The sequence below is a fragment of the Kitasatospora sp. SUK 42 genome (assembly GCF_015776785.2).
Classification (GTDB): Bacteria; Actinomycetota; Actinomycetes; order Streptomycetales; family Streptomycetaceae; genus Kitasatospora.
Genome location: NZ_LFMD02000003.1, coordinates 552,377 through 573,206 on the forward strand (window position 1 = coordinate 552,377; position 20,830 = coordinate 573,206).

General features: G+C 73.8%; 22 protein-coding genes and 1 riboswitch. Of the genes, 8 read left to right on the forward strand and 14 right to left on the reverse strand.

The window, feature by feature from the left end; all coding sequences use genetic code 11:
- Positions 1–26 precede the first annotated feature (26 nt).
- From thiE to RZ50_RS12170, 3 genes are read right to left on the reverse strand one after another with little or no spacing between them, the layout of a single operon-like run.
- Positions 27–677, reverse strand: coding sequence for a thiamine phosphate synthase (thiE, locus tag RZ50_RS12160; RefSeq protein WP_196949436.1), 651 nt, complete (start codon positions 675–677; stop codon positions 27–29).
- A complete protein-coding gene (locus RZ50_RS12165; RefSeq protein ID WP_196949437.1) occupies positions 674–1,039 on the reverse strand; it encodes an Rv2175c family DNA-binding protein in 366 nt (121 codons plus the stop codon). The genes thiE and RZ50_RS12165 overlap by 4 nt, the downstream gene beginning before the upstream one ends.
- A 43-nt stretch (positions 1,040–1,082) precedes the next feature.
- Complete coding sequence (locus RZ50_RS12170; protein WP_196949438.1) at positions 1,083–2,285, reverse strand: NAD(P)/FAD-dependent oxidoreductase; 1,203 nt, start codon at positions 2,283–2,285, stop codon at positions 1,083–1,085.
- Positions 2,286–2,367: 82 nt separating this feature from the next.
- Positions 2,368–2,480: riboswitch (TPP riboswitch) on the forward strand.
- A gap of 3 nt (positions 2,481–2,483) precedes the next feature.
- On the opposite strand from RZ50_RS12170, the gene thiO reads away from it, so the two are divergent.
- From thiO to pknB, 4 genes are all read left to right on the forward strand, one after another.
- On the forward strand, positions 2,484–3,659 hold the full coding sequence (gene thiO, locus RZ50_RS12175; RefSeq protein ID WP_196949439.1) for a glycine oxidase ThiO: 1,176 nt from the start codon (positions 2,484–2,486) through the stop codon (positions 3,657–3,659).
- Complete coding sequence (gene thiS, locus RZ50_RS12180) at positions 3,656–3,865, forward strand: sulfur carrier protein ThiS (RefSeq protein ID WP_196949440.1); 210 nt, start codon at positions 3,656–3,658, stop codon at positions 3,863–3,865. Before thiO ends, thiS begins: the two co-directional genes overlap by 4 nt.
- Positions 3,866–3,867: 2 nt before the next feature.
- Positions 3,868–4,665, forward strand: coding sequence for a thiazole synthase (locus RZ50_RS12185; RefSeq protein ID WP_196949441.1), 798 nt, complete (start codon positions 3,868–3,870; stop codon positions 4,663–4,665).
- Between the two features lie 88 nt (positions 4,666–4,753).
- The gene (pknB, locus tag RZ50_RS12190; RefSeq protein WP_196949442.1) at positions 4,754–6,532 is read left to right on the forward strand and encodes a Stk1 family PASTA domain-containing Ser/Thr kinase; all 1,779 of its coding nucleotides are present in this window, start codon (positions 4,754–4,756) and stop codon (positions 6,530–6,532) included.
- Positions 6,533–6,542: 10 nt separating this feature from the next.
- Here pknB and RZ50_RS12195 read toward each other — a convergent pair whose 3' ends face one another.
- Positions 6,543–7,172 (reverse strand): sulfite oxidase-like oxidoreductase, encoded by a 630-nt coding sequence (locus RZ50_RS12195; RefSeq protein WP_196949443.1) that lies wholly within the window; start codon positions 7,170–7,172, stop codon positions 6,543–6,545.
- Positions 7,173–7,415: 243 nt separating this feature from the next.
- Here RZ50_RS12195 and bfr point away from each other — a divergent pair, with 243 nt between their 5' ends.
- The gene (gene bfr, locus RZ50_RS12200; protein ID WP_196949444.1) at positions 7,416–7,895 is read left to right on the forward strand and encodes a bacterioferritin; all 480 of its coding nucleotides are present in this window, start codon (positions 7,416–7,418) and stop codon (positions 7,893–7,895) included.
- Between the two features lie 15 nt (positions 7,896–7,910).
- Here the strand turns inward: bfr and RZ50_RS12205 are convergent, their stop codons facing one another.
- A complete protein-coding gene (locus tag RZ50_RS12205) occupies positions 7,911–8,213 on the reverse strand; it encodes a bacterioferritin-associated ferredoxin (RefSeq protein WP_196949445.1) in 303 nt (100 codons plus the stop codon).
- A gap of 180 nt (positions 8,214–8,393) precedes the next feature.
- Positions 8,394–9,728 carry a class II 3-deoxy-7-phosphoheptulonate synthase gene (locus RZ50_RS12210; protein ID WP_196949446.1) on the reverse strand — a complete coding sequence of 445 codons (1,335 nt, stop codon included), beginning with the start codon at positions 9,726–9,728 and terminating at the stop codon, positions 8,394–8,396.
- A 303-nt stretch (positions 9,729–10,031) separates the two neighbouring features.
- On the opposite strand from RZ50_RS12210, the gene RZ50_RS12215 reads away from it, so the two are divergent.
- Positions 10,032–11,984: an anthranilate synthase family protein gene (locus RZ50_RS12215; RefSeq protein WP_308271602.1), complete on the forward strand. Its 1,953-nt coding sequence runs from the start codon at positions 10,032–10,034 to the stop codon at positions 11,982–11,984.
- Between the two features lie 40 nt (positions 11,985–12,024).
- Here the strand turns inward: RZ50_RS12215 and RZ50_RS12220 are convergent, their stop codons facing one another.
- Genes RZ50_RS12220 through RZ50_RS12230 form a run of 3 tightly spaced genes read right to left on the reverse strand, consistent with a single transcriptional unit; the run spans position 12,025 to position 14,748 of the window.
- On the reverse strand, positions 12,025–12,705 hold the full coding sequence (locus RZ50_RS12220) for a response regulator transcription factor (protein ID WP_196949447.1): 681 nt from the start codon (positions 12,703–12,705) through the stop codon (positions 12,025–12,027).
- Positions 12,702–13,907 (reverse strand): MacS family sensor histidine kinase, encoded by a 1,206-nt coding sequence (gene macS, locus RZ50_RS12225; RefSeq protein ID WP_254802457.1) that lies wholly within the window; start codon positions 13,905–13,907, stop codon positions 12,702–12,704. The genes RZ50_RS12220 and macS overlap by 4 nt, the downstream gene beginning before the upstream one ends.
- A gap of 34 nt (positions 13,908–13,941) precedes the next feature.
- The gene (locus tag RZ50_RS12230; protein WP_374199915.1) at positions 13,942–14,748 is read right to left on the reverse strand and encodes a lysophospholipid acyltransferase family protein; all 807 of its coding nucleotides are present in this window, start codon (positions 14,746–14,748) and stop codon (positions 13,942–13,944) included.
- 177 nt (positions 14,749–14,925) lie between these two features.
- On the opposite strand from RZ50_RS12230, the gene RZ50_RS12235 reads away from it, so the two are divergent.
- Complete coding sequence (locus RZ50_RS12235; RefSeq protein ID WP_196949448.1) at positions 14,926–15,720, forward strand: carboxylesterase; 795 nt, start codon at positions 14,926–14,928, stop codon at positions 15,718–15,720.
- Positions 15,721–15,730: 10 nt separating this feature from the next.
- Positions 15,731–16,519: a hypothetical protein gene (locus RZ50_RS12240; protein WP_254802458.1), complete on the forward strand. Its 789-nt coding sequence runs from the start codon at positions 15,731–15,733 to the stop codon at positions 16,517–16,519.
- 5 nt (positions 16,520–16,524) lie between these two features.
- On the opposite strand, the gene RZ50_RS12245 is transcribed toward RZ50_RS12240, so the two are convergent.
- The 5 genes from RZ50_RS12245 to RZ50_RS12265 all read right to left on the reverse strand — a co-directional run bounded on the left by RZ50_RS12245 (position 16,525) and on the right by RZ50_RS12265 (position 20,712).
- Positions 16,525–17,274: an endonuclease/exonuclease/phosphatase family protein gene (locus RZ50_RS12245; protein WP_196949449.1), complete on the reverse strand. Its 750-nt coding sequence runs from the start codon at positions 17,272–17,274 to the stop codon at positions 16,525–16,527.
- 124 nt (positions 17,275–17,398) lie between these two features.
- On the reverse strand, positions 17,399–18,343 hold the full coding sequence (locus RZ50_RS12250) for an ROK family glucokinase (RefSeq protein WP_196949450.1): 945 nt from the start codon (positions 18,341–18,343) through the stop codon (positions 17,399–17,401).
- Between the two features lie 193 nt (positions 18,344–18,536).
- Positions 18,537–18,971, reverse strand: a complete 435-nt coding sequence (locus RZ50_RS29105) for a DUF5304 family protein (RefSeq protein ID WP_254802459.1) — start codon at positions 18,969–18,971, stop codon at positions 18,537–18,539.
- A gap of 93 nt (positions 18,972–19,064) precedes the next feature.
- A complete protein-coding gene (locus tag RZ50_RS12260; RefSeq protein ID WP_196949451.1) occupies positions 19,065–20,237 on the reverse strand; it encodes an ArsA family ATPase in 1,173 nt (390 codons plus the stop codon).
- Between the two features lie 25 nt (positions 20,238–20,262).
- Positions 20,263–20,712, reverse strand: a complete 450-nt coding sequence (locus RZ50_RS12265; RefSeq protein WP_196949452.1) for an SRPBCC family protein — start codon at positions 20,710–20,712, stop codon at positions 20,263–20,265.
- Positions 20,713–20,830: the final 118 nt, after the last annotated feature.

Genomic DNA, 20,830 nt, shown 5'->3' on the forward strand with positions numbered 1-20,830 from the left:
CGGCCCCGAGGCGCGCCCTGCGGCGGTCACACCGCCGCGCGCACCCGCCGGGACAGTTCGGCGGCGGCCGCCCGCGGGTCCTCCGCCGCGGTGATGGCCCGGACCACCACGACCCGGCGGGCCCCGGCGGCCAGCACGTCGTCGAGGTTGCCGAGGTCGATCCCGCCGATGGCGAACCACGGCCGGTCGGTGGCCTGCTTCGCCGCGTACGAGACCAGGCCGAGGCCCGGCGCCGGGCGGCCCGGCTTGGTCGGGGTCGGCCAGACCGGGCCGGTGCAGAAGTAGTCCACGCCCGGCTCGGCGATCGCCGCGTCCACCTCGGACTCGGCGTGGCAGGACCGCCCGATCAGCACCTCGTCGCCGAGGATCGCCCGGGCGGCCGGCACCGGAAGGTCGTCCTGGCCGAGGTGCAGCACGTCCGGCCGGGCCGCGTGGGCGACGTCGGCGCGGTCGTTGACGGCCAGCAGCCTGCCGTGGCGGCGGCAGGCGTCGGCGAAGACCTCCAGGGCCTCCAGCTCCTGCCTGGCCTCCAGGCCCTTGTCGCGGAGCTGGACGATGTCCACCCCGCCGGCCAGCGCCGCGTCCAGGAACTCGGCGAGGTCGCCCTGCTCGCGACGGGCGTCGGTGCACAGGTAGAGCCGGGCGTCGGCCAGCCGGGCCCGCGGGTCGGTCGTCACAGCGCCATGGCCTGGGCGCGGCGCTTGACCTCGGTGGCGCGGTTCTCCCACAGCGCCTGCACCGGGCTGCCGGGCAGCGACGGGTCCTCGGTGAACATCCACTCGATGATCTCCTCGTCGGAGAGGCCGCTGTCCCGCAGCACGGTCAGCAGTCCGACCAGGTGCTTGACCGGGCCGTCGTCGTCGATGAACGCCGCCGGGACCTGCAGCGACTTGTTGGGACCGCGGCGCACCGCGATCAGGTCACCCTTCTTGACCATGTTGCGGACCTCGGTGACCAGCACACCCCACCGCTCGGAGATGTCGGGCAGGTACAGCCACTCGGGGACCAGGGCGTCAGTCTTGGCATCGATCTCACTCACGGCACCAGCCTGCCACCTCTGAACCCTCCCGCGCACCAGGCCCCTACGCCACGGCCCCCTTCAGCGGCACCGCCGGGTCCGCCGCGCGGGCCCGGTCCAGCGCCGTGCCGCGCTCGATCAGCTTCCGCCCCTGGGTCAGGTCGCGCGGCCGGTCCACGGCCAGCAGGGCGCTCGGCACGCCGTCGCGCAGCCAGAGCACCGACCACTCGGCGTCCTGCGGGCCGCCGCGCCACAGCAGCTCGTCGCCCTCGGCGTGCCGTCCGACGTACTGGACCATCCGGCCGAACTGCTCGGACCAGAAGTACGGCACCGGGTCGTACGGCTCCTCCGCCCCGAGCACGGCGGCGGCCACGGCCTCGCCGGACCGCAGCGCGTGGTCCCAGTGCTGGACGGCCAGCCGGGCACCGGAGCGCGCCGAGGGGTAGCTGACGCAGTCCCCGGCCGCGAACACGCCGGGCAGCGAGGTGCGCAGGCGCTCGTCCACCAGGACGGCGCCGGCGGCGTCCAGCTCCACACCGGAGCCGGCCAGCCAGCCGGTCGCGGGCCGGGCACCGACGCCGACCAGCACCTCGTCGGCGGGCAGGTGCGAGCCGTCCGCCAGCAGGACCGCCCCCGGCTCGACGGCGGCCACGCCGACCCCGCAGCGCAGGTCGACCCCGGCCTCGGCGTACCAGGCGGCCATCGCCGCGCCGACCTCGGCCGGCAGCGCGCCCGGCACCGGCGCCGGGCCGGCCTCGACCACGGTCACCTCGCAGCCGGCCTGCCGCGCGGCGGTGGACACCTCGGCACCGATCCAGCCCGCGCCGACCAGCACCAGCCGCAGGCCGGGGCGCAGCAGCCCGCGCAGCGCCAGGGCGTCGTCCAGGGTGTGCAGCAGGTGCGCCCGCTCGGCGCCGGGCAGGGCGCGCGGGGTGGCGCCGGTGGCGATCACCAGCGAGCCGTACGGGAGGTCGCCGCCGTCGGTGTGCAGCACGCCGGGGGTGAGGCCGGTGGCGCGGCGGCCGGTGAGCAGCTCGACGCCGAGCTGTGCGAAGTCGATGTCCAGGGTGGTGGAGTCGGCCTTGCCGAGCAGCACGTCCTTGGACAGCGGCGGCCGGTCGTACGGCGCGTGCGGCTCCTCGCCGACCAGCACGACGCGCCCCGCCCAGCCGCCCTGCCGCAGCTTCAGGGCGCACTGCGCCCCGGCCAGCCCGGCCCCGACGACGACCACCTGATCCGTTCCGCTCAGCTCTGCCACGCCCGTCACTGTACTCAGCGCGGCCGGAGCGTCCCGGGCCGTCCACCCTTCGTACGGGCCTTCGGCCGGGCCGACCCCCGGCGTTAAGGTGGGTGCACCACACGGGAGCCCGGCGTACCGGGCTGAGAGGCGGGCTGGCACGGCCCGCGACCGTCCGAACCTGATCCGGGTCATACCGGCGAAGGGAGAAGAGCAGCTTTGTCACGCTTGCCATCAGGCGCCCACGCCGACGTCCTGGTGATCGGCGGGGGCGTCATCGGCCTCGCCGTCGCCTGGCGCGCCGCGCAGCGCGGCGTGCGGAACGTGGTCGTGGTCGATCCCGCCCACGGCGGCGGGGCGGCCGGGGTCGCGGCCGGAATGCTCGCCCCGGTCACCGAGCTGCAGTACGGCGAGGAGCCGCTGCTGCGCCTCGGCATGGCCTCCAACCAGCGGTACGAGTCGTTCGCCGCCGAGCTCACCGAGGCGAGCGGCGGCCGGGACACCGGCTACCGCCGGTGCGGCACGATCGCCGTCGCGCTGGACTCCGACGACCGCGAGGAACTGCGCGAACTGCACGCCTTCCACCAGCGGCTGGGCCTGGACTCCAGCTGGCTGACCGGCCGGGAGGCCCGCAGGCTGGAGCCGATGCTCGCCCCCGGTGTGCGCGGCGGCCTGCACGTCGCGGACGACCACCAGGTGGATCCCCGGCGCCTGCTCGCCGCCCTGGTCGCCGCCTGCGAGCGCGCGAACGTCCTGCTGCACCGGGCCGAGGCCGTCGAGCTGCTGGTCGACGGCGGCCGCGCGGTCGGTGCCCGGCTGAGCACGCGGGAGACGGTGACCGCCGAGCAGGTCGTGCTCGCGGCCGGCCCGCACAGCCACCGGCTGCCCGGCCTGCCCGACGGCGTGCTGCCCGCGATCCGCCCGGTGAAGGGGCAGGTCCTGCGCCTTCACGTCCCGGACGCCTACCGGCCGTTCCTGTCCCGCAACGTCCGCGCCGTCGTCCGCGGCCGGCACCTCTACCTGGTCCCCCGGGAGAACGGTGAGCTGGTGGTCGGCGCGACCACCGAGGAGCAGGGCTACGACACCACCGTCACCGCCGGCGGGGTGTACGAACTCCTGCGTGATGCCCACGAGTTGGTACCGGGGATCACCGAACTGCCGCTCGCCGAGACCGCGGCCGGGCTACGCCCCGGCTCGCCGGACAACGCCCCGCTGCTCGGCCCGACCGCGCTGCCCGGGCTGGTCGCCGCCACCGGCCACTACCGCAACGGCGTGCTGCTCACCCCGGTCACCGCCGACCTGGTCTCCGAGTACCTGGCCACCGGCGAACTCCCGGATCTGGCACAGCCGTTCACGCCCATCCGGTTCTCCTCCGAATCCCCCGTCGCGAAGGCCTCCGCATGACCGAGATCGCCCTGACCGTCAACGGCGAGCCCCGCCGGGTGCCCGCCGCGACCACCCTCGCCGAGGTGGTGGCCACCGTCAGCCGGTCCAACACCGGCGTCGCCGCCGCCCTCAACGAGGCCGTGGTGCCGCGGAGTTCGTGGTCCGGGACGGCGCTGAACACCGGCGACCGGATCGAGATCCTCACCGCCGTACAGGGAGGCTGACCATGGCCGACGACCTGCTGACCATCGCCGGGACGAGCTTCACCTCCCGGCTGATCATGGGCACCGGCGGCGCGCCCAGCCTGGAGGTCATGGAGCGCGCACTGCTCGCCTCCGGCACCGAGCTGACCACCGTGGCCATGCGCCGGGTGGACGCCACCACCCAGGGCTCCGTCCTGGAGGTACTGACCCGCAACGGCATCCGGGTGCTGCCCAACACGGCCGGCTGCTTCACCGCCGGCGAGGCCGTGCTGACCGCCCGGCTGGCCCGCGAGGCGCTCGGCACCGACTGGGTGAAGCTGGAGGTGATCGCCGACGAGCGCACCCTGCTGCCCGATCCGATCGAGCTGCTGGACGCCGCCGAGACCCTGGTCGACGACGGCTTCACGGTGCTCCCGTACACCAACGACGACCCGGTGCTGGCCCGCAAGCTGGAGGACGTCGGCTGCGCGGCGATCATGCCGCTGGGCTCGCCGATCGGCTCCGGCCTGGGCATCCGCAACCCGCACAACTTCCAGCTGATCGTGGAGGGCGCCGGCGTCCCGGTGATCCTGGACGCGGGCGCCGGCACCGCCTCCGACGTGGCGCTGGCGATGGAGCTGGGCTGCTCGGCGGTGATGCTCGCCTCCGCGGTGACCCGCGCCCAGGACCCGGTGCTGATGGCCGAGGCGATGCGGCACGCGGCCGAGGCCGGGCGGCTCGCCCACCGGGCCGGCCGCATCCCGCGCCGCTTCCACGCCGAGGCCTCCTCCGCGATGGCCGGCCGCGCCGACCTGGACGTCCGGGAGCGCCCGGCGTTCTGAATCCGTCACGCATGTCACAAGCCGGTCCCGGCGGCGGTGTCCTCCGGGGCCGGCATCCACCCGCCCCACTAGACTCCTCCGAGTGGACATGGCATTGCACGACCCCCTGATCGGTACCCTGCTCGACGGCCGGTACCGGGTCGAGCAGCGCATCGCGACCGGCGGGATGTCCACCGTCTACAAGGGCACCGACACCCGGCTGGACCGGGTGGTCGCGCTCAAGGTGATGCACCCCCAGCTGGCCGGGGACGAGGGCTTCACCGCCCGTTTCATCCGCGAGGCCAAGGCCGTCGCCAAGCTCACCCACCCCAACGTGGTCAACGTCTTCGACCAGGGCGCGGACGGCGGAAACGTTTTCCTCGCCATGGAGTACGTGCCCGGCCGCACCCTGCGCGACCTGCTGCGCGACCGCGGCGCACTGTCCGTCCGGGCCGCGCTGGACGTGCTGGAGCCCGTGCTCGCCGCCCTCGGCGCCGCCCACCGGGCCGGGCTGGTCCACCGGGACGTCAAGCCGGAGAACGTGCTGATCACCGAGGGCGGCCTGGTCAAGGTCGCCGACTTCGGCCTCGTCCGGGTGCTCGGCACCGCCGACGGCGCGCCCACCTCGGTCAGCACCGCCACCAACGGCACCGTCCTGGGCACCGTCTCGTACCTGGCGCCCGAGCAGATCCTCCCGGACGCCCCCACCGACCAGCGGGTGGACGTCTACGCGGCCGGCATCCTGCTGTACGAGATGCTCACCGGCCGCCGCCCGCACACCGGCGACAACCCCGTCCAGGTGATGTACAAGCACCTGCACGAGGACGTCCCGGCCCCCTCGCTGATCGCCCCCGCCGTCCCCCCGGCACTGGACGCCATAGTCGCCGGCGCCTGCGCCCGGACCGCCGACGCCCGCCCGTACGACGCGGTCGAGCTGCTCGCCGCACTCCAGAGGGTCCGCCGCGCCCTCACCCAGGCCGAGCTGGACGCCGAACCCCCGGCCTCCACCCAGGCGAGCCCGCGTTACCCGACCAGCGAGCCGACCTCGGTGATCCGGCCGCTGCCCCGGCCCGCCGACGCCCCGCCGACGGAGCGCACCCGCGCGCTGGACATGTCGCCGGAGCTGATGGACCAACTGCTCACCGAACCCCGCCCGTACGACGAGCCGACCCCGGTCCGTACGCGCCGGCCGAACCCGCTGCGCCGCCTCCCCCGCAAGCCGCTGATCTGGACCGCCGCGCTGACCGCCCTGGCGCTCGCGGTCGGCGGCGCCACCTACGGGATCTCCGAGGGGCTGTACGGCTCGGTGCCGAGCGTGCTCGGCAAGGACCGGGGCGAGGCGCAGCGGATCCTGGACAAGGAGGGCATGCACGGCAGGTTCGTCGAGACGTTCAGCGAGTCCGTCCCCACCGGGGAGGTCATCTCGACCGACCCCGGGGTGGGCGCGCGTGCCCGCAAGAGCGACTCGGTGACGGTCACCGTCTCCAAGGGCCCCAAGCGGATCGCGGTGCCGGACGTGACCGGCAGGTCCGCGGACGACGCGGCCGCCGCGCTGGCCGGCGCCCAGCTGACCAGGGGGTCCGTGACCGAGACCTACAACGACAGCGTGCCCGAGGGCTCGGTGATCAGCAGCTCACCGGCGGCCGGGCAGCTGTTGCAGGAGAACGCCGCGGTCTCGCTGGTGGTCAGCAAGGGCATGGTGCCGGTCCCGGACGTCTCCGGGATGACCAAGGACGACGCGCAGAAGGCGCTCCAGGCCGCGGGCTTCACCGTGCAGACCACCGGGTGGGACGTGTTCGGCTCGGTCAAGGTGTCCGGCCAGTCCCCGGCGGCCGGCGAGCGGCGGCCGCAGCGCACCGCGGTGACGATCAGGTTCTCGCTGTTCTGACGGCGGCCGCTCAGCGCAGCGGCCCGTCGCCCGGCCCCTCCTGGTAGGAGTAGCGCTGCTCGCGCCACGGGTCGGCGAGGTTGTGGTAGCCGCGCTCCTCCCAGAAGCCGCGCCGGTCGGCCCGCATGTACTCCACCGCGCGCACCCACTTGGGGCCCTTCCAGGCGTACAGCTGCGGGACCACCAGCCGGACCGGGAAGCCGTGTTCGGCGGTCAGCGCCTCGCCGTTGCGGTGGGTGGCGAGCAGCGTGCGGGCGTCGGCGAAGTCGGCCAGCCGCAGGTTGGCGCTGTAGCCGTACTCGGCCCAGACCATGACGTGGGTGACGCCGGGCGCCGGGGGCACGAGGTCGAGCAGCAGGGCGGCGGACACGCCCGTCCACTCGTTGCCGAGCACGGAGAACTTGGTGACGCAGTGCAGGTCGGCGACGACGGTGGTGCGCGGCAGGGCGTTGAAGGCGTCGAAGTCCCAGCTGTGCTTCTCCGCCGAGGCGGTGGCGCCGAACACCTGGAGGTCCCAGCTCAGCGGCTTGAAGCGGGGCACCGGCCCGTAGTGCAGGGCGGGCCAGCCGCGTTGCACGCGCTGGCCCGGGGGGAGCCTCGGGTCAGACGGCGGAAGCGGTTCTTGTTCGGACTGACCCATGGCTCCATGGTGACAGACGGCGGCCGGGCCCCGGCGCGCGCCCCTTCGGGCTGATTCACGCCCTGCCCGTACGACTCAGGGGTCGATCGCGTGCCCACCGAGTTCCACCCAAATCGGATATTCCGACACATGTCCTAGTGAGTGTGAACTTACTGGAATTTCTTCCCATCACGGTGCCAGGATGCGCAGCACAGGACACACCGCAGGACCCCACCGCAGGACGTAGCGCAGGGAGGCAGCAGCATGCAGGGCGACCCGGAGGTCATCGAGTTCCTCAACGAGCAGCTCACGGCCGAGCTCACCGCGATCAACCAGTACTTCCTGCACGCCAAGATGCAGGAGAACTTCGGCTGGACGAAGCTCGCCAAGTACACCCGGCACGAGTCCTTCGACGAGATGAAGCACGCCGAGACCCTCACCGACCGGATCCTGTTCCTGGAGGGGCTGCCCAACTACCAGCGGCTGTTCCACGTCCGGATCGGCCAGACGGTCAAGGAGATGTTCGAGGCCGACCGCCAGATCGAGGTCGAGGCGATCGACCGCCTCAAGCGCGGGATCGTGGTGATGCGGGCCAAGAACGACGTCACGTCCGCGAACATCTTCGAGGACATCCTGGCCGACGAGGAGCACCACATCGACTACCTCGACACCCAGCTGGAACTGCTGGAGAAGCTCGGCGAGGCGCTCTACATCGCGCAGGTGATCGAGCAGCCGGAGACCTGAGGCCCCCGGCTCCGGCTAGGCCGCCCGCAGCGGGGCCACCGCGGGGGCGACCACCGGGGCGATCGGAGCCGCCGGGGCGGCGGGGGCCGGCGCGCCCTGGAACTCCGGCTCGGCCAGGCCCAGCCTGGCGGCCAGCCGGGCGGTCGGGCAGGGCCGGGCGCCGTGCTCACCGAGCAGCCCCTGGATCCGGCGGACGCAGGACCCGCAGTCCGTCCCGGCCTTGCAGCCCCGGGCGATCTGGCGGGGGGTGCTCGCCCCCTCGTCGATCGCCTTCTTCACCTGGTCCTCGGTGACCGCATGGCACATGCACACGTACATCGCGGTCTCTCCCGGGGTGAGGCGTCGGAGTGGATCTTGACTAAGGCTAGCCTTAGTTCACTGAGCCTCACCTTACCTGGCAGAACGGGCGCGAAAAAGCCCCTCCGGACTCGGGAGCACCGAATCCGGAGGGGCTTTCGTCACATTCGCGGGGGAAAGGACCCGCAGGACCGTGAGGACCTACTGGCCGCGGTACATCTCCGCCACCAGGAACGCCAGGTCCAGCGACTGGCTGCGGTTGAGCCGCGGGTCGCAGGCCGTCTCGTAGCGCTGGTGCAGGTCGTCGACCAGCACCTCGTCGCCGCCGCCGACGCACTCGGTGACGTCGTCGCCGGTCAGCTCCACGTGGATGCCGCCCGGGTGGGTGCCGAGCGCGCGGTGCACCTCGAAGAAGCCCTTGACCTCGTCCAGCACGTCGTCGAAGCGGCGGGTCTTGTGACCGCTGGAGGCCTCGAAGGTGTTGCCGTGCATCGGGTCGCAGATCCACACCGGCTTGGCGCCGGTGGCGGTGACCTTCTCCACCAGGGTGGGCAGGTGGTCGCGGATCTTGCCCGCGCCCATCCGGGTGATGAAGGTGAGGCGGCCGGGCTCGCGCTCCGGGTCCAGCTTCTCGATCAGGGCGAGCGCCTCGTCCACCGAGGTGGTCGGGCCGAGCTTGACCCCGATCGGGTTGCGGATCCTGGAGGCGAACTCGATGTGCGCGTGGTCCAGCTGCCGGGTGCGCTCGCCGATCCACACCATGTGGCCGGAGACGTCGTACAGCTCACCGGTGCGCGAGTCCACGCGGGTCAGCGCGGTCTCGTAGTCGAGGATCAGCGCCTCGTGCGAGGAGAAGAACTCGACGGTCTTGAACTCCTCCGGGGCCACCCCGCAGGCGTTCATGAACGCCAGGGCGTTGTCGATCTCCCGGGCGAGCTGCTCGTAGCGCTGGCCGGCCGGCGAGTTGCGCACGAAGTCCTGGTTCCAGGCGTGCACCTGGCGCAGGTCCGCGTAACCACCGGTGGTGAAGGCGCGCACCAGGTTCAGCGTCGCGGCGGAGGCGTTGTACATCCGCTTCAGGCGCTCCGGGTCCGGGATGCGGGACTCGGGGGTGAACTCGAAGCCGTTCACCGAGTCGCCCCGGTAGACCGGCAGCGTCACGCCGTCGCGGGTCTCGGTCGACTTCGACCGCGGCTTGGAGTACTGGCCGGCGATCCGGCCGACCTTCACGACCGGGACGGAGGCCGCGTACGTCAGCACGGCGGCCATCTGCAGCAGGGTCTTCAGCTTGTTGCGGATGTGCTCGGCCGACACGCCGTCGAAGGCCTCGGCGCAGTCACCGCCCTGCAGGAGGAACGCCTCCCCACGCGCCACGGCTCCGAGCCGGGCGCGCAGCTGATCGCACTCACCGGCGAAGACGAGCGGCGGATAGGAGGCGAGCTCGGCAAGGGTCTTGCGCAGAGCCTCGTGGTCCGGCCATTCAGGCTGCTGCGCCGCGGGCAGGGACTGCCATGTGTGGAGATTTGTCACGGTCACGCACCCAAGGCTACGGGGTGACACCACCCGTTCGTGACCACTGCCCGAGGGATGAGACACATCTCGGACGTTTCCCGTGACCCCGCTCACCCGCCCGGCACCATCCGCTACGCTCGATCCATGCACGCGCTCCACACCCACTGCTGGTGGTGGGCCTTCCCTTCGGGTGGCCCACAGATCGCGCGTTCCTGAGACGAACACGACGGCCGCCCCTCGGGGCGGCCGTCGGCGTTTGGACAGACGGCCCTCCCGGAGCGGACCCAGCACCCGCCTCGCCAGTCCACCCGGAAGGAAGCCGTACCCGTGCCCACCCCCGCGCCCGTGCCCACCCCCGCCGAGCTGCTCGCCCGCCTCACCGCCCCCGGCGCCCCCGCCTTCGCCCTGCTGCACCGCCGCACCCCCCGGCACACCCCGGACACCGTCGAGGTGCTGCTGGGCACCGTCGACAACTACGAACGCCTCGCCGACCTGCCCGTCCGCGACGGCGTCCCGGACGCCGGCCCGGTCCACGACCTGCTCGCCCTCGTCCCGTACCGGCAGATCCGCGAGCGCGGCTTCGAGGCCCACGACGACGGCACCCCGCTGCGGGCCCTCGCCGTCCAGGAGCAGTACGCCCTGCCGCTGGCCGGGTTCACCGCCGCCCTGCCGCAGCTGCCGGTGTCGCTGACCGGCGGTGCCTTCGACGTGGACGACGAGGCGTACGCGGAGATCGTGCGCCGGGTGATCGAGGACGAGATCGGCAACGGCGAGGGCGCCAACTTCGTGATCCGGCGCGACTTCCACGCGACGCTGGAGGACTTCCGGCCGGAACTCGCCCTCACGCTGTTCCGGCGGTTGCTGGAGCAGGAGCGCGGCGCGTACTGGACCTTCCTGGTGCACACCGGGGACACCGTGCTGGTCGGCGCCTCCCCCGAGGTGCACGTCCGGCAGAGCGGCGGCACCGTCGTGATGAACCCGATCTCCGGCACCTACCGCTATCCGTCCGGCGGCGCCGACCTCGACTCGCTGCTCCGGTTCCTGCACGACCCCAAGGAGCTGGAGGAGCTCACCATGGTGGTCGACGAGGAGCTCAAGATGATGTGCACCGTCGGCGACCTCGGCGGCCAGGTGCTCGGCCCCCGGCTCAAGGAGATGTCCCACCTCGCCCACACCGAGTACGAGCTGCGCGGGCGCACCTCGATGGACGTCCGCGAGGTGCTGCGCGAGACGATGTTCGCCGCCACCGTCACCGGCAGCCCCGTGCAGAACGCCACCCGGGTGATCCGGCGCTACGAACCCGGCGGGCGCGGCTACTACTCCGGCGCGCTCGCCCTGATCGGGCGCTCGGCGAGCGGCGGGCAGCTGCTGGACTCGCCGATCTGCATCCGCACCGCCGACATCGACCCGGCCACCGGGCGGCTGGTCGTCCGGGTCGGCGCCACGCTGGTGCGCCGCTCCGTCCCGGAGTCCGAGGTCGCCGAGACCCACGCCAAGGCCGCCGGGGTGCTCACCGCGATCGGCGCCCGGCCCGCCCCCGCCCGGCCGTCCGGCCCCACCGGGCCCCGGCTCGCCGACGACCACCGGGTGCAGGCCGCGCTGGACGCCCGCCGCGCCGACCTCGCGCCGTTCTGGCTGCGGATGCAGGCCCCGGCCCGGGTCACCGAGCCCGAGCCGACCCTGGTCGTGGACGGCGAGGACACCTTCACCTCGATGCTCGCCCACCTGCTGACCTCGCTCGGCCACCAGGTCGGCGTGGTCCGCTACGACGCGCCCGGCCTGCGTGAGCTGGTCGCGGCCCACCGCGGCCCGCTGGTGCTCGGCCCCGGCCCGGGCGACCCGGCGCTCGCCGACGACCCCAAGATGGCGGTGCTGCGCCCGGTCGTCACGGACGCCCTGGCAGCCGTCCGCTCCGGTGCCCGCACCGCGCCGCTGCTCGCGGTCTGCCTCAGCCACCAGCTGCTCTCCGCCGAGCTCGGGCTCGCGCTCGGCCGCAAGGCCGTCCCGTACCAGGGGGCGCAGGAGAGCGTCGACCTGTTCGGCACCAAGCGGACGGTCGGCTTCTACAACACCTTCACCGCGCGCTGCTCGGACGCCGACGCGGCCCGGCTCTCCGCCGAGGGCGTCGAGGTCGCCCGGGACACCGCCACCGGTGACGTCCACGCCCTGCGCGGCCCCGGCTTCGCCGGCCTCCAGTTCCACCCGGAGTCGGTGCTCACCCGCGACGGCGTGGACATCGTGGCGGCCCTGCTGCGGGAGGCGGCGGCCGTACGGGGCTGAGCGGCCCACGCGGCTCCCGGGCAGCCCGCCCGGGAGCCGCTCACAGGTCGTCGTCCAGCCCCTGCTCGATCGCGTAGCGGACCAGCTCCACCCGGTTGTGCAGCTGGAGCTTGCCCAGCGTGTTCTGCACGTGGTTCTGCACCGTGCGGTGCGACAGCACCAGCCGGTCGGCTATCTGCCGGTAGGACAGGCCCTTGGCCACCAGCCGCAGCACCTCGGTCTCCCGGGCGGTCAGCCGCGGCACGGCCGGCGCCGAGGCCGGGGCCGGCTCGGTGGCCAGCCGGCGGAACTCGCCGAGCACCAGTCCGGCCAGGCCCGGCGTGAACACCGCGTCGCCGACGGCCGTACGGCGCACCGCGTCCAGCAGCTCCTCCCGCCCCGCCGACTTCACCAGGTACCCGGTCGCGCCGGACTTCACCGCCTCCAGCACGTCCTGGTGCTCGCCGCTGGCCGACAGCACCAGCACCCGCACCGCCGGATCGTGCGCGACCACCTGGCGGCACACCTCGGCACCGGGCAGCCCGGGCAGGTTGAGGTCCAGCACGACGACCTGCGGCGAGCAGGCGCGGGCCCGGCGCACGGCCTCCTCGCCGTCGCCCGCCGTGGCCACCACGTCCAGCCCGGCCTCGGCCAGGTCGCGCGAGACGGCGTCCCGCCACATCGGGTGGTCGTCCACCACCATCACCCGCACCGGCCGGTCGGTCGTCGGCTGCTCGGTCATTCGGCACCTTCCCTCGGGACGCGCAGTTCCACCTCGACGCCCTCCCCGGGCACCGAGTACAGCTCGGCCGTGCCGCCGAGGTCCAGCAGCCGGCCGCGGATGGACTGGGAGACGCCGAGCCGACCGGCCCGCTCCGCCTCGCCGAGCCGGCCGGGGGCGAAGCCCGGTCCGTCGTCCCGGATGCTGACCGTGACGGCCTCCGGCTCGTCCTCCACCAGGATCCAGGCCCGCGCCCGCTCCCCCGCGTGCCGGCGGACGTTGTCGACGGCCGCGCCGACCGCCGCGGCCAGCTCGCTCGCGGCCGGTCCCGGCAGCAGGACCGGGGTGCCGGGGGCGGAGAGCGTGATCCGCTCGTCGGCGTACGGGCGCAGCAGCGCGGTCAGGTCGCGCGGCTCGGCGGCGTCGGCCTCCGGCCCGCGCCGGGCCGGGATCGGGCCGCCGGTCATCAGCGCCCGCAGCGCGCGCTCCTGCTCACCGGCCAGACGGCCCAGCTCGGCGAAGTCCGTACCGCCGCCGGCACCGCCGCCCGACTCCGCGCCCCGGCGCTGGACCAGCGCGAGCACCTGCAGCACGCCGTCGTGGATGTCCCGGGAGAGCCTCTCGCGCTCCCGGGTGGCCGCCTCCACCTGGAGCGCTCGGGTGAGGGTGGCCTCGCTGGCGCGGGCCAGCTCGATCACGTACCCGATCGCGACCCCGGCCACCATCAGCAGCACGATGTTGTGGATGTTGTCGCCGGTCGGGCCGCCGTGGCCGAGGATGTTGGCGACGCCGATCACCGAGCCGGCCGCCGCCGAGGGGCGCCAGCCGCCCTTGGCGGCGAAGCCGAGCACCGTCCCGGCGGCCCAGATGGTCGGCAGGGTGGGCGCGCCGTGGCTGATCCGGGCCGGGGCGTCGGTCAGCCCGCTCATCACGATGCCGGTCACGGCGAGGGTGAGGTCGAAGCCCAGGACCCACCAGGTGCAGCGCTGCGGATTGGCGAAGACCCGGGTGCTGGCGAGCGTCCAGAGGGTGAGCGCGCCGAGGAAGATCCAGCCGGCGACGGGGTGCAGGAAGTGCAGGTAGGAGTTGAAGTACCGGAGCAGGGCGTAGCACAGCGCCAGCACCCGGAAGTAGGAGATGGCCTTCCACAGCGGGAGTTCGACGGACATGCCGCCGGCGGCCACCGTGCCGCCGACCGCGCCGGCTCTCGCACCCTCCGTCATTCCCCAGCCCCTCCCCCGGGCCCGGCCCGGGCCGTCAGGCCGACCCGGTCTCCTTCTGCTCCTGCTTCTCGGCCTTCTCGGCCTTCTCCGCCTCGGCGGCCTCGGCCCGCTCCGCACGGGCGGCCGCGCGGCGCTCGGCGTCGGCCTTCTTCTTCTCGTCGGCGATCTGCCGCTTGGCGGCGGTCGCGTAGATGTCCACGTACTCCTGGCCGGAGAGCCGCATGATCTCGTACATCACCTCGTCCGTCACCGAACGGAGGATGAAGCGGTCGTTCTCCATGCCCTGGTAGCGGGAGAAGTCCAGCGGGCGGCCGATCCGGATGCCGGGGCGGATGCCGAAGCTCGGGACCACCTGGCCGGGCGGCTGCACCTTCTCGGTGTCGATCATGGCGACCGGGATCACCGGGGCGCCGGTGGCCAGCGCGACGCGGGCCAGGCCGCCGACCTTGCCGCGGTACAGCTTGCCGTCGGGCGAGCGGGTGCCCTCGGGGTAGACGCCGAACAGCTCGCCGCGCTCCAGCACCGCGATGGCGCTGCGGATCGCGGCCTCGCCGGCGCCCCGCACGCCCGAACGGTCCACCGGCAGCTGTCCGACGCCCTTGAAGAAGGCGGCGGTCAGCCGGCCCTTGAGGCCCGGGGTGTTGAAGTACTCGGCCTTCGCGATGAAGGTGACCCGGCGCTTGATCAGCGCGGGGAAGAAGAAGGAGTCCGAGAACGACAGGTGGTTGCTCGCGATGATGGCCGCGCCCTCGGTGGGGATGTTCTCCTCACCTTCGATCCACGGCCGGAAGAAGATCCGCAGCAGCGGCGCGACGATCATCTTCATCAGTCGGTAGAACAACCCGGGCCTCCTGTTATGCGGACCGGACGATCCTAATGCCCCGCGGCCGTGAGCTGTGCCCGGGCCCGCCGTTGGGGGGTGTACGTCCCGGCTCGGGGCATGGGACGATGCGGATTCCTGCAGCACCTCGTTCAGCGTTCCCTCCCCCAGCGCCACCCGCCCGCGAAGGAGTTCGCCATGCCGCTGCTGCCCGGTGCCGAACCGTACCGCCACCGCGGCGGACCGGTGGGAGTGCTGCTGTGCCACGGCTTCACCGGCGCGCCGCAGTCGCTGCGGCCGTGGGCCGAGGAGCTGGCCGCGGCCGGGTTCACCGTCTCGCTGCCGTTGCTGCCGGGGCACGGAACCCGTTGGCAGGACATGCAGATCACCCGCTGGGAGGACTGGTACGCGGAGGTCGAGCGCGAGCTGCTGGCCCTCGCCGAGGAGTGCGAGCAGGTCTTCGTCTGCGCGCTGTCGATGGGCGGCGCGCTGGCGCTGCGGCTGGCAGCGCTGCACGGCCCGACGGTCTCCGGGCTGGTGCTGGTCAACCCGTCGGTGCGCTCGGACAACCCCGCGAGCGTGCTGCTTCCGGTGCTCCGCCACCTCGTCCCGAGCCTGCCGGGCATCACCGACGACATCAGCCGGCCGGGCACGCACGAGCTCGGCTACGACCGCACGCCGCTGCACGCCGCCTGGTCGCTGAGCAGGCTGTGGCAGGAGGTCCAGCGGCGGCTGCCGGAGGTGACCCAGCCGGTGCTGCTCTTCCACAGCCCGCAGGACCACGTCGTCTCGCCGGCCAACTCCGAACTGGTGCTGGCCCGGATATCCTCGACCGATGTGACGGAGCGGCTGTGCCAGCGCAGTTTCCACGTCGCGACGCTGGACCACGACGCGGCGGAAATATTCGCGGGCAGCCTGGACTTCATCCGACGGCTGGCCCCCGCGCACTCGGCGGGTGCGGGCAGGGTCGAATCCGACGATCTCCATGGCTGAAGGGCCGGAAGTGCACGAGAGCAGCACGGCGGGCGGCGGGGACGAGAAGCCCCGCGAGGACGGCGCGCGGACGGACGGGGCGCGAACGGACGACGCACGGACGGACGGTGTGCCGAAGGACGCCACCGTCCAGGGGGACGGCACCATCCAGGGCGGCACCGCGGCGAGCGGCACGGGAGCGGACGGCGCCGCGCCGGCCCCGCCCTCCGAGGACACCCCCGAACCGGAGGCCCCCGCCCCCGTGGACTCCCGGCCGCGCCGCGCGCCCGAGCGCAGCCAGGCCGAGCAGGACGCGATCTTCGCCGCCCTGGTGGCCCAGTTCGACGACCCGGTCGACCTCACCAACCCCAACTGGCCGGAGGTCGAGAACCTCCGGGCGCAGAACGAGCTCAAGGGCGGCTTCAAGGACGGCGTCGGCCCCAAGGGCGATCCGGACGACCTCTCCGAGCTGGCCCCGCAGCCCCGCCCGCGCTCCGGTCGGCCGGTGCTGCCGGCCGCCGGCGCCGGCGCCGGCCCGCGCGACTTCGAGCTGGCCGAGGAGACCGACGAGGGCCACTTCGTCCCGCCGGAGCCCCCGCCGCTGCCCCCCGCCGACGTGACCGCCAAGTTCGCCTGGCTGGCCGTGCTCGGTGGCCCGGCCCTGCTGCTGATCGACGCGGTGGTCTGGCGGGAGGTCTCCGGCTGGCCCGCGTGGGTCGGGATCACCGCCTTCCTGGGCGGCTTCGTCACCCTGGTGACGCGGATGCGCGACCGCGACGAGGACGAGCCGGAGGACCCTGACAACGGCGCGGTGGTCTGACGGCCTCAGCCCTCGGGGAGTTCGACGACCGCGAGCACCGGCAGGTGGTCGGTCGCGGCCCGCAGGTCGGCCTCGGTGACGCCGGGCAGCCCGTGCGGCACCCCGCAGCCGAGGACGGTGATCCCGGGCGTGGCGAAGACGGCGTCGATCCGCTGGTACGGGTGCTCCGGGACGGACGTGAACTCGCCGCCCCAGGGCGCGGTCGGGTACCCGTCCCACAGCCGCGAGGCCAGCAGCCGCCAGCCCGGCCCGTCCGGGTGTTCGTTGAAGTCCCCTGCCACGATGCCCTGTTCGGCGATCGCGAGCTGATCGAGCAGCAGCTCGAACTGCCCGTACCGCTCCTCCGGGTCCAGGCTGAGGTGGCAGCTGGTGACGCTGAACGGCGCCGCGCCGGGCAGCCGCAGCAGTGCGCCGGCGAAGCCCCGCGCGTGCAGGCCGCGGGTCTTGGGCAGCAGCCGGTCGCGCACCTCCAGCAGTTCCACCGCGCCGGGCCGGCCGAGCAGCAGCGGCCCGGCGGCGGTGCGGCCGCCCCCGGCCAGCACGGCCGTCCCGGTGCTCCGGGCCAGCCAGGCGGCCTGCCCCTCGGGCCGCCAGTAGCGCGGTGACTCCTGGATGCAGACCAGGTCGGGCGCGCAGGCCCGGATCACCCGGGCCAGCGCCCGCCGGTCGTCGCGCAGCGAGCGGACGTTGTAGCTGAGCAGCCGTAGCCGGCGCGGGCCGGGCGGCGGCGGTTCGGTGGGCGCGACGGCGGTCATGGTCCTCCCCGGTGCGGTGTCGTCACTGGGTCCGACCGTAGTGCGACGGCGGCGGCGCGTCCGGGATTGGTCGGGGCCCGGTCGCACCGCCGCCGGCGGGCTCATGAGGTGGTTCAGAGGTGGTTCAGGAGGTGCGGGCGAGGTCGGCCGCGCCGACGATGCCGGCCGCGGAGCCCATCGAGGCCAGGACGACCTCGGCACGCGGGCGGTGCACACCACCGGTCAGGTAGTGCTCGAAGGCCTTGGCGACCGGGTCGAGCAGCAGCCGGCCCGAGTCGGAGACGCCACCGCCGAGGACGAAGACGCCCGGGTCGAACAGCGCGGCGAGGTCGGCCATGCCGCGGCCCAGCCAGTCGGACAGCTCGGCGTAGCACTCCAGGGCGAGCGGGTCGCCCTCCTCGGCGGCCTGGGTGATGTGGATGCCGCGGATGGTCTCGGCGACGCCGTCGTTGAGCTCCAGCATCCGGTGGCCGCGCACCGGGTCGGCCGCCGACTTCTCCCGGCCGTAGCGGCGCAGCGCCCGACCGGAGCCGTACTGCTCCCAGCAGCCCTTGCCGCCGCAGCCGCACTGGAGGCCGTCCGGGACCATGTTGAGGTGGCCGATCTCGCCGGCCACGCCGAAGCGGCCGCGGTGCAGCCGGCCGTCCAGGACGATGCCGCCGCCGATGCCGGTGCCGACGGTGATCAGCACCATGTCCTGGTGGTCGGCGGCCGCGCCGAAGCGGAACTCGGCCCAGGCGGCGCAGTTGGCGTCGTTCTCGACCACCGTGGTCAGACCGGTGAGCTCCTCGACCCGGCCGCGCAGCGGCTCGTTCTCCCAGTCGATGTTGGGAGCGAAGATCACCGTGGAGCGGTTGCTGTCGACGAACCCGGGGGCGCCGACGCCGACCGCGGTGACGTCGGGGTGCTGCTCCTTGAGTTCGCGCACGGCCTGCGCGATGGCGTCGACCGCCCACTGCGGGTCGGCCGGGGTGGGCACCCTGGTCCGGGCCAGGATCGCGCCCGCATCGTCGACCACGCCTGCCGCGATCTTGGTCCCGCCGACATCGACGCCGATGGTCAGAGCCATGTGTCCCTCAGCTATTCACTCGTTCCCGCTGGACGGAACGCTACCGCCCAACCCTGGCCCCCGTACACAGCCTCGCATACATTATCCGAAGACATTTCTGGCACAACCCAGCCGCGACGCTTCAAAAGTCGTATCTAATCTCCTTCTTCGTGACGTACGGAAGCAGCGTGATCACGCTCCGAAGGTTACGGATTCACTGCTTGGCGGACGGCTCGTCAGCCTCTTCGGCCCCCTCGGCCCCGCCCGGCTCGTCGAGGTCGATCTTCTCGGTGGGTGCGCCCGACCCGGCGGTCCAGCGCCGCTCGTGCCCGGCCACCGCGGCGCGGTAGGCGGCCAGCAGCTCGGCGCCCGCGGCGGCGAGCCCGGTGCCGGCCGCGGCGAGGTGGCCGTAGACCTCGGGCTGCTGGGTGCGCAGACGGTCGGCCAGCCCGGAGAGGGTGATCAGGGTGGTGGCGCTGGTCTCCTGCGCCTTCTCGCCGACGGCGGTGGCGAACCGGCGCACCTCGTCCACCAGCGGGCCCAGCTCCGGCCCGAACGGGTGGGCCTGGCCGCCGTCGGGCCCGGTGCGGTCGCCGCCCGGCGCGGTGCGGTCGCCGTCGGGCTCGGTGCGGTCGTCGGTGCTGGTCATCGCGGGCGCCTCCTCAGCCGTGGCCGCACCCCGCGGCCCTCGGGCCCGACGCTACCCGAACGGAAGTGACCCCCGAAAAGGCCCGAAAGGCCGTCAGCCCTGCGGCCAGAGCGCCGGGTCGGGCGCGAACCGCACCGAGAGCACCCCGTCCTGCAGTCCCGCCCCGGCCACCGTGCAGCGGCGCAGCGCGGAGGGCAGGGTGAGCACCCGGCGGTGGGCGCCTATGCCGACCACCAGGTCGTCGCCCCGGCGGACCAGGTCCAGCTCGCCGCGGTCGGCGCCGGGCAGGTCGAGGTGCCAGACCAGCAGGCCCTCCTCGGCGAGCCGGTCCTCGACGGTCCAGAGCTCGGGGTCGAGCCGCTCGGGGCCGGGCCCGTCCCCGTACAGGCGGTCGGCGACCGCCTCCAGGGTCGCCTCGGCCAGGCCGGTGACCAGCACCGGGGCGTCGGTGGCGGCGGTGAGCCGGTCCAGCTCCTCCTGGCGGCGGCGGGCCAGCGCGGCCAGCCAGGCGTCGGGCGAGGCGAGGGCCGCCGGCGGCAGCCCGCCGTGCACCACCACGGCGTCCGGCCGGTGCCCGTACAGCGCGAACCCGGCCCGGATCCGGCGCAGTTCCTCGTACGGGTGGCCGTCGGCCGGGACGACCAGGCGCACGCTGGTACCCGGGTCGTTGATCGCGGCGCGGGACTCGGCGAGCACCGCGGCGGCCCTGGTGCGCCCCTCGTACAGCCATTCGGCGGGCATCGGGACCCCGGCCAGCCCGGCCAGCAGCGGGCGCAGTGCCCGGGCGGCCTGCCGCTGCTCGGGGACGAGCCGGTCCAGGTAGCGCTCCAGCTGCTCGGGCAGGGCGAGGGTGGCGATCAGCTCGGCGGGCGGCGGGGCTAGCACGACCAGGACGTCGTGGTCGGCGGCGGGCAGGGCGCGCAGCAGGGCGAGCCGGGCGATGCCGGGGAGGGCGGTCAGCTCCTCGGGGTCGAGCTGTTCGGCGCCGAGCAGGTCGAGGGCGGGCTTGAGCCGGCCGGTCAGCTCGCCGACGGCGTAGCGGAAGGCGGCCTGCTCGTCGATCCGGGACACGGTCAGGCCCGGGGCGTGGTGGACCGGTTCGGGTTCCAGGCGGGTGCCGAGGACGGAGTCCAGGGTGCGGTGCGGGTCGTCGGCGGCCAGCAGCCAGGTGCGGTGGCCCCGCCGGGCGGCGTGCAGGGCGGTGGCCGCGGCCACGGTGGGCGCGCCCGAGTCGCCGCTGACCAGGATGGTGCGTGTCGCCGTCATGCCGTCCAGCCCCCGATCCGCCGTGTCAGCCCTGGACCGCGTCGCCCTCGACGCGCTTCTTCAGACCGGCCAGGGCCCGGTCGATGATGACCTTCTCCGCCTTGCGCTTGATCATGCCGAGCATCGGGATCTTGACGTCCACGGCGAGCTGGTAGGTGACCTCGGTGCGGCCGCCGGCCAGCGGGGCGAGGGTGTAGGAGCCGTCCAGCGAGCGGAGCATCTGGCTGCGGACGAGGGTCCAGCCGACCTCGCGGTCGCCGTCCCAGGTGTAGGCGAGGACGTGCTCGTCGCGGATGGCGCCGGCGTCCAGCAGCAGTCGGACCTGGGCGGCGCGGCCCTCCGGGCCGGTCTCCAGGACCTCGATCTCCTTGACCTCACCGGTCCAGGCCGGGTAGGCGGCGAAGTCGGCGATCACGGCCATGACCGTGGCCGGGGTCGCGTCGATGGTGATGCTCGACCTGGTGTGCTCCGCCATGGAATGGCCCTCCGCCTCGTCCCTCTGCCTGCCGGTCCGGTCGAGGCGCGCTCGACCCGATCCGCCCGGAGCAGGCTATCGCGACCGGCGATCGACTCGGCCGCACGGGCACCGGGAG